The sequence below is a fragment of the Clostridium sartagoforme AAU1 genome, assembly GCF_000401215.1.
In the GTDB taxonomy this organism is placed as follows: Bacteria; Bacillota; Clostridia; order Clostridiales; family Clostridiaceae; genus Clostridium; species Clostridium sartagoforme.
Genome location: NZ_ASRV01000020.1, coordinates 18817 through 27307, shown reverse-complemented (window position 1 = coordinate 27307; position 8491 = coordinate 18817). Strand labels below are relative to the sequence as shown.

Genomic DNA, 8491 nt, shown 5'->3' with positions numbered 1-8491 from the left:
ATTAATAATAACGACTAATTTAATAAGTAAGAAAGTAAGTAAATTAAAATTAATATAATAATAAATAATAAAANAAGAAAGAAATATAGACTATATAGATATATATTAAAGTATATTAAAGTTATATTTATGTTAAAAACATATTAAATTACTTAACAAATGTTAAATAATAATGTAAACTAAGTTCGTAAGAATAATACTGAAAAGGAGAATTATTTTGGAATCTTTAATGATTATTATAAAATTACTTGGTGGATTGGGCTTATTTATCTATGGTATGAAGATAATGGGCGATGGTCTTGAAAATGCAGCTGGAGATGGTTTAAAATCTATATTAGAAAAGGTAACTAGAAATCCAGTAATATCAGTAGTTGTTGGAGCAATTGTTACAGCAGTTATTCAAAGTAGTAGTGCTACAACAGTAATGGTAGTAGGGTTTGTAAATGCTGGATTAATGAATCTAGCTCAAGCAGCAGGAATAATAATGGGAGCTAATATTGGTACTACAATTACAGCTCAATTAGTAGCTTTTAAATTAGATCATATTGCACCATTGTTTGTTTTCATAGGGGCATTCGTTGTTATGTTTGCTAAAGGAAAAAGAAAGAAGGATATAGGAAGTATAGTCTTAGGTTTTGGTATTTTATTTGTTGGTATGGGTCAAATGAGTAGTTCAATGAAACCTTTAACAGATTCTACTATATTTACAAACATATTAGCTGTAGTAGGGGGAAAATGGTACCTAGGAATAATGGCAGGAGCTGTTATAACAGCTATACTTCAAAGTTCATCAGCTACTACTGGAATATTAGTAGCATTAGCACTTGCAGGAAACATAAATATATATGACGTATTACCAATAATATTTGGATGCAATATAGGAACATGTATAACAGCTATGTTAGCATCTATAGGAACAACTAAAACAGCACATAAAGCAGCAATGCTTCATTTAATATTTAACTTAGTTGGAACTATATTATTTATTCCTGTATTAATCAGTGGAATTTTAGGAGATTTAGTATCTAAAATAAGTCCAGGGGATGTTAGTAGACAGATTGCAAATTCTCATACAGTATTTAATGTAGTTAATACTGTAATAATGCTGCCCCTAACTGGTGTTTTAATAAAAGTAGTAAATAAGATTATACCAGGAGATGATGAAGAGGACAGAGTTGGAGTAAAATACATAGATGATAGATTGCTAGAAACTCCAGTTATTGCAGCTGGGCAAGTAGCAAAAGAAACATTAAGAATGGCTAATAAAGCTAAGAAAGGCTTAGCTTTAGCATTAGAGGCATTTGAAAAAAATGATGAAAAATTAATAAATAAAGTATATGACAATGAAGAAATTATAAATACATTAAATGAAGCTATAACAAATTATTTAGTTAAACTTTCAAAATGCGAGTTATCAGATAAGGAGCTTAGTATTGTTGCTGCTACCTTTCATGTAATAAATGATATAGAAAGAATAGGAGATCATGCTGAAAATATAGCAGATTTAACAGCGCAAAAGATTTCGAGAAAACTTGAATATAGTGATAAGGCTATAGAGCAAATTAATAATATGTATAATAAAGTAGTAGAAACCTTAGATATAGCTATAAGTAGTTATGCTAAAAAGGATATAGAAAAAGCAAAGCAAATTAATAGTATAGAAGAAGAAGTTGATAGATTGCAAAAGAAATATAGAGAACTTCATATAAAAAGGCTTTATGATGGAACTTGTAATGCATATGCAGGTGCAATATTTTTAGATTTATTAAGTAACCTTGAAAGAATAGGCGATCATTCAACAAATATAGCAGAAAGTGTAATAGAAAATAGCTAATAGTATAAAATCTCTAGTGCAGGATATTGAATCCTAAACTAGAGATTTTTTTATTCTTTAGGAAATTATAAAAATTTACATATGACCTCTTTTTATTAGAAAGAAATTAAATAAATAGGGCATAATACTTTTATTGATAAATTTATAAATATAATGGAGGTTAACAAATGAAAAAATTAAGACGTATATTATTATTTATTCTTATATCTATGGTTTATTTTATTCCGATTAAGGCTTTGGCAGATGATGCAGCACAAAAAATAATATTAATTGATCCAGGCCATGGTGGAATTGATGGCGGAGCTAAATCTAAATCAGGTGTTATAGAAAAAGACATAAATTTACAAATTAGTTTAAAACTAAAAGATATTCTCGAAAAAAAGGGATATAAAGTATATCTAACAAGAGAATCAGATCAGGGATTAGAACAGAAGGGGTCTACTATAAGAGAAAAGAAGAGAGATGATTTAAAAAGGAGAAGAGATCTTAAAATTGAAACAAAATGTGATGTTTTTGTATCGATTCATCAAAATATGTTTCCTCAAGCTAAATGCTATGGAGCTCAAGTTTGGCATTCATCTAATGATATAAGTAAAAAATTAGCGGATTTTGTACAAGAATCATTAAAAGAAACTGTTAAAGATAAAAATAAGAGAGTATCAAAACCTGCTGGAGATTCATATTTAATTTTAAGAGATAAGTATGAAGGTGCTTCAATACTAGTAGAATGTGGATTTTTATCTAATCCTGAAGAAGAACAGAAATTAAAGACAGAAGAACATCAAAATTTAATTGTTGAAGGAATTTCCTTGGGAATAGAGAAATATTTCGAAGAAATAAATAAAACAACGAATTAAAGAGAAGATTTCCGAGGAAATATATCAAAATATAATGATTAAATTTACTTTAAGTATAATAAATTGTTGTATTTTACGAAGAAAGATCTTCTAATGAACAATTCACAGTTCTTTTGTAAAGGTATTAGGTATAAGAGACCAATTTATATTTTAAATTAACTTAAGTTTGTTTTAAAAAATTAAGTTATCTGGTTTGGCTTACTTATTATTTTAAATCCTTTATACCAATGAACTGTGAATTGATTCTTAGAATTTTCAACTAAAACAAATTGAGTAGATTAATTTGGACTTTAAAACTGTTTTTAGGAATTGTTTTAAAGTTTAAATCAAGTGAAATTAATATAGAGTAAGCTATAAATAATATAAGTATTGCAATTAAAAGATAAACAATATATGTAGCAATATTAGTTAAATTCTTATTCATAATATATTCTCCTTATAGCTATTTAGTAAAATATAATAAATAAGATATAAAAATATGATAAAATATTTATAAATTATTTTAATAATTTAATAAAAATAAATGGAGGTTAAAAAGTTATATTATAAGTTAAAATTTCTAGAATTTTATAAAATTATATAAATAATTTAATATTTGCAAAGTGATATTTTATATTATTTAAGAAGATAAAAGTATAAGGGGGATATTTATGAGAGAAATACACATTGAAGAGGTTGTATCCGTAGTTAGAGAATTATGTATAGAAGCTAATTACAATTTATCTAATGATATAAAAAATGCTCTAGTAAGATCTGAAAAGGAAGAAACTTGGGATTTAGCTAAAGATATACTTGATAAAATAATAATAAATTCAGAGATAGCTAAAAATGAAAGAATGCCGATTTGCCAAGATACAGGGATGACATGTGTTTTTATTGAAATTGGACAAGATATACACATAATTGGAGGAAGTCTAGAAGATGCTGTAAATGAAGGTGTTAGAAGAGGATATAAAGATGGATATTTAAGAAAATCTATTGTGAATGATCCTATAAATAGAATTAACACTAAAGATAATACTCCAGCCATTATATATTACGATATAGTTCAAGGAGATAAACTAAAGATAACCGTTGCACCTAAAGGCTTTGGATCAGAAAATATGAGTCAAATAAAAATGTTGAAACCTTCAGAAGGACTTCAAGGAGTTAAAGAATTTGTTATAAGGGTAGTAAAAGAAGCTGGTCCAAACCCGTGTCCTCCAATAGTTATAGGTGTGGGTATTGGTGGTACTTTTGATAAAGCAGCGTATTTAGCAAAGAAAGCTTTACTAAGACCTATAAATATTAGGAATAATGATGAATTCTATTGCAAGTTAGAGGATGAGTTATTAAACGAAATAAACAATCTAGGAATTGGTCCACAAGGCTTTGGTGGAAAGACAACAGCATTAGGAGTAAACATAGAAACATATCCAACGCATATAGCAGGATTACCAGTTGCAGTAAATATAAACTGCCATGTAACAAGACACAAAGAAGTGGTTTTATAGGGGGATAAGTCTGTGGAAAAAGAAGTTATAAGAATAGATTCTGTGGATAAAAAAATTAATACACCTTTAACATATGAGAAGATAAAAGATTTAAAGGCAGGAGATAGAGTTTTGCTAACTGGAAGTATATATACAGCTAGAGATGCAGCTCATAAGAGGTTAATAGATTTACTAGATGCTAAATTAGAATTACCTATAAACATTAAAGATGAGACAATCTATTATGTAGGACCAACTCCAGCTAAAGAAGGCAATGTTATAGGATCAGCTGGACCAACAACAAGTTATAGAATGGATGCATATTCACCTAAGTTATTAGATTTAGGATTAAAAGCAATGATAGGAAAAGGAGCAAGAAATGAAGAGGTGATTAATTCAATTATTAAAAATAAAGCTATATATTTTGGCGCTATTGGTGGAGCGGCAGCTCTGATATCTAAGAGTATAACTAAATCAGAAATAATAGCTTACGAGGATTTAGGTGCAGAAGCAATAAGAAGAATGGAAATTAAGGATATGCCATTAATAGTTATTATAGATACTGAAGGGAATAATCTATACAAGCAGGGACAAGAAGAATATCTTAGGAGCAAAAGAAAGTAAATTTAAATACTATAATTAGTAAAACTATAGACACATTAATGCGAAAGTCGACTTGGAACGAAGTGACGGAGAATTGAGCATAATATGTCTATAGTTTAGTTATATATTTAAATTTTATAGAATCCTTTTCCATTAACTTCAGAAACATCTATTATTGTAATAAATGCTTTAGGATCTATTCTCAGAATTTTGCTTTTTAAATGAACCATTTGAGATGAAGTTACAGCTATATAAAGCATTTTCTTTAGCTTATGAGTATATTCACCTTCTGCTATAAGTGAAGTAACACCTCTATTCATATCCTTAATAACATATTGAATAATATCATCTTCTTTTTCAGTTAATATTAACAATAATTTCTTACTGTTAAATCCATTTATAACTTTATCTACAATAGCTCCTTGAACAAATATAGAAATCAAAGTATAAAGAGCCTTAGGAAGTCCAAATATTAAAGCTCCTATAAAAATTATTACACAGTTAATTGCAAAGCTAAGTTTACCAATTTCAAAGTTAGAAAACTTTTTTCTAACAACCATAGTAATAATATCAGTACCACCTGTTGATCCGTTTCTTGAAAAAACTAAACCATATCCTAATCCACATAAAACTCCACCATAAATACAATAAAGTAATATATCTTCTACCTTTACTAAATGAGATAAAGGCTTAGTTATGATAAGAGCAACTGATAAAGAAATCATACCAATTGCAGTATATAAAGTAAATCTTTTACTTAACATTTTATAGCTAAGGAAAAATAAAGGGATATTAATTATAAATACAGATATTCCAGATGGTATCTCTGATAAGTATTGTAAAATAAGTGCGACCCCTGTAGCTCCACCACTAAGTAATTGAGCATTAACTAAGAATAAATTAACACCTAAGGATGCTATTATACATCCAAAAAAAATAATAATAAAATCTAGGATCATGTGAGTGTTGATTGAGAACTTGTGTAACATATTAAACTCCTTAAATTTATCTATTAGAAATATACAATAAGATTATATATTAAATATATAAATATGTTAATAATAACTTATAGATATAATAGGCTATTTTAATAAAAATGTAATTTTTATAATTAGTAAAATATCATAATATAAGATATTATATTTATAAGATGAAATAAATCAAGGGGTGAAAGTATGTTTAATGTTTTAGTAGTTGATGATGAAAAGGAAATTAGAGATGCTATAGATATATATTTAAGAGGAGAAGGAATGAAGGTTTTTAAAGCTAGAGATGGAATAGAGGCTTTAGAAGTATTAGATAAGGAAAAAATACATTTAATAGTATTAGATATAATGATGCCTAGAATGGATGGAATCAAGACGTGTTTAAAAATTAGGGAGAAGAAAAATCTACCTATAATAATGTTATCAGCTAAAGGCGAGGATAGTGATAAGATATTAGGTTTAAATGTTGGAGCAGATGATTATATAGCAAAACCATTTAATCATTTAGAACTAGTTGCTAGAGTTAAATCTCAATTAAGAAGATATCAAAAACCTCTAGAATTAGAAGGTGAAAGCCCTGATATAATAGAGGTAAAAGATTTAGTTATAAATAATAAAGAAAAAACAATATTATTAAGAGGTGAAGAGGTAAAAGTTACAGCAACAGAATTTAAGATACTTCAACTGTTAGCCTCAAATTTAGGAAAAGTTTTTTCAATTAAGGAAATATATGAAAAAGTATGGGAAGAACCATTTTATAGAAGTGAAAATACAGTAACTGTTCATATTAGGCGAATAAGAGAAAAGATAGAGCTCAATACAAAGGACCCTGAATATATAAAGGTAGTGTGGGGAGTTGGATATAAAATTGAAAGAGAAGATTAAAAAATACATAACAGGTGTATGGGGTATAGAAATTCTAGTAGTATGTGTCTCATTAGTGACATTAACTATAGGATATTACCAATCCTTTAACAATACGTTTGCTGAATTAGGAGCAGGAACTTTTGATGCTTTATTAAATAAAGATAAATATATACAATCAATGATATATTATGAAAGTAAAGATTTATCAAAAGAAATATATACTGATACAAATAACTTAGAAGATATTAGTATTTTAGAATATAAAAATCAACATTTATCACAAAATAACTATTTTTATGGTAGCTTGTTTTATATTTTAATGAATAAGGAAACAGGAGAATTTACGACTAACGATGTTAATTTATATAAATCTGTACAAATTAAAGAAAATACTGTTGCCTTATTAGAAGAGAAGATAAATGATTATTTAAAGGAATTTAAGTTTTCTTCTGTTAGAATAGATAATAAGGATATATATAATTACTATATAGAAAGTACAAATGAGAAAATTTCAAAGCAAAATATAGATAAATATATAGAGATATATTATAGAGATCCAAGTGTGTACTCTTATCTTATAAAGACTGAATCTTTAACTGCAAGGAGTATGATATTATCAACTATATTTACTATGCTTCTTTTATTAAAAATAATAGTAAACTCTATATTTAACAGTAGTAACATACATTTAGAAATAAAAGTTTTAAAAAGGCTTTTTTATGTTTTGAAGTATGGATATAAGTATAAAAATACAAGAAATAAAATGATAATTTCAATTAGTGGATCCGTAGGGGTAATACTGGTTTATTTATATTTAATTGCAGGAATAAGAAATCAAAATATATTAATAACATTTTTAAGTAAGTACCCATTTAAAGGAACTTTAATTTTAGTTCTAATCCCATTAATGTGTGTATTATATTCATTAAAGAAAAGCTTAGATATATCTATAATAAATGATGGATTAAAAAAAATTAATGCAGGAGACTTAGAATATAATTTAACTAATATTGGAGAAAGAGAAGTTAAAGAATTAGTAAATAATATAAATCAAATAAAAGACGGCTATAAAATAGCATTAAATGAAAAGATAAGAAATGAGAAGCTAAAGACTGAGCTTATATCAAATGTATCTCATGATCTAAAGACTCCTTTAACATCAATAATAAACTATGTAAATATATTAAATGACAGAAATATTACAGATGAGGAGAAAAAAGACTACCTGACTATATTAGATAAAAATTCTAAACGGCTAAAAAGTCTTATAGAAGACTTATTTGAAGTATCAAAGTTGAACAGTGGAAAGATGACAATAGAAAAGCAGGAAATAGATATAGTTTCATTAGTACATCAAGGTGTTGGAGAATACTCAAATTTATATGAAGAAAAAAACTTAGAGTTTAAAGTAAGCTCAAATGAGGATGAAATATTTGTTGATCTAGATGGTAAATTAATGTCTAGAGTATTTGAAAATATAATTGTAAATGCTTTAAAATATTCTTTAAATAATACTAGGGTGTATATAGATATAAATGCTAGAGAAAACTCAGTTGAAGTTTCTTTTAAAAACATATCTAATTATGAAATGGATTTTAATACTCAAGATATATTTGAAAGATTTGCTAGAGCAGATAAGTCAAGAAATTCATCAGTAGAAGGATCTGGTATGGGCCTTGCCATAACTAAAAGTATAGTTGAGCTTCATAATGGTAGCATAAAAATAGAAGTAGAAGGAGATATGTTTAAAATATATTTAATTATACCTAAGAAATAATATACATGCTTTCAATTTTTATATTTTACTCATATAAGGATATTAATTAATGACTTTATAAAAAATAGTAATGATGTAGAGGTATTGAACACTTA

Annotated in this window: 8 protein-coding genes; 6 read left to right on the top strand and 2 right to left on the bottom strand. The window is 26.7% G+C overall.

Features of this window, described 5'->3' with window-relative positions:
• Positions 1–217 precede the first annotated feature (217 nt).
• Entirely contained in the window at positions 218–1834 is a 1617-nt protein-coding gene (locus tag A500_RS01700) for a Na/Pi cotransporter family protein (protein ID WP_016205869.1), read from the top strand.
• Between the two features lie 167 nt (positions 1835–2001).
• Positions 2002–2691 carry an N-acetylmuramoyl-L-alanine amidase CwlD gene (cwlD, locus tag A500_RS01695; RefSeq protein WP_016205868.1) on the top strand — a complete coding sequence of 230 codons (690 nt, stop codon included), beginning with the start codon at positions 2002–2004 and terminating at the stop codon, positions 2689–2691.
• A gap of 259 nt (positions 2692–2950) precedes the next feature.
• Here the strand turns inward: cwlD and A500_RS20260 are convergent, their stop codons facing one another.
• The gene (locus A500_RS20260) at positions 2951–3115 is read right to left on the bottom strand and encodes a hypothetical protein (RefSeq protein WP_156174262.1); all 165 of its coding nucleotides are present in this window, start codon (positions 3113–3115) and stop codon (positions 2951–2953) included.
• 226 nt (positions 3116–3341) lie between these two features.
• On the opposite strand from A500_RS20260, the gene A500_RS01690 reads away from it, so the two are divergent.
• Together A500_RS01690 and A500_RS01685 are read left to right on the top strand one after the other, a co-directional pair.
• Complete coding sequence (locus A500_RS01690) at positions 3342–4184, top strand: fumarate hydratase (protein WP_016205867.1); 843 nt, start codon at positions 3342–3344, stop codon at positions 4182–4184.
• Positions 4185–4226: 42 nt separating this feature from the next.
• A complete protein-coding gene (locus A500_RS01685; RefSeq protein ID WP_040436417.1) occupies positions 4227–4787 on the top strand; it encodes a Fe-S-containing hydro-lyase in 561 nt (186 codons plus the stop codon).
• Positions 4788–4894: 107 nt separating this feature from the next.
• Here A500_RS01685 and A500_RS01680 read toward each other — a convergent pair whose 3' ends face one another.
• Positions 4895–5755, bottom strand: coding sequence for a YitT family protein (locus tag A500_RS01680; RefSeq protein ID WP_016205865.1), 861 nt, complete (start codon positions 5753–5755; stop codon positions 4895–4897).
• A 186-nt stretch (positions 5756–5941) separates the two neighbouring features.
• Here A500_RS01680 and A500_RS01675 point away from each other — a divergent pair, with 186 nt between their 5' ends.
• Positions 5942–6637: a response regulator transcription factor gene (locus tag A500_RS01675; protein WP_016205864.1), complete on the top strand. Its 696-nt coding sequence runs from the start codon at positions 5942–5944 to the stop codon at positions 6635–6637.
• Positions 6621–8396 (top strand): sensor histidine kinase, encoded by a 1776-nt coding sequence (locus A500_RS01670; RefSeq protein WP_156174263.1) that lies wholly within the window; start codon positions 6621–6623, stop codon positions 8394–8396. The genes A500_RS01675 and A500_RS01670 overlap by 17 nt, the downstream gene beginning before the upstream one ends.
• Positions 8397–8491: the final 95 nt, after the last annotated feature.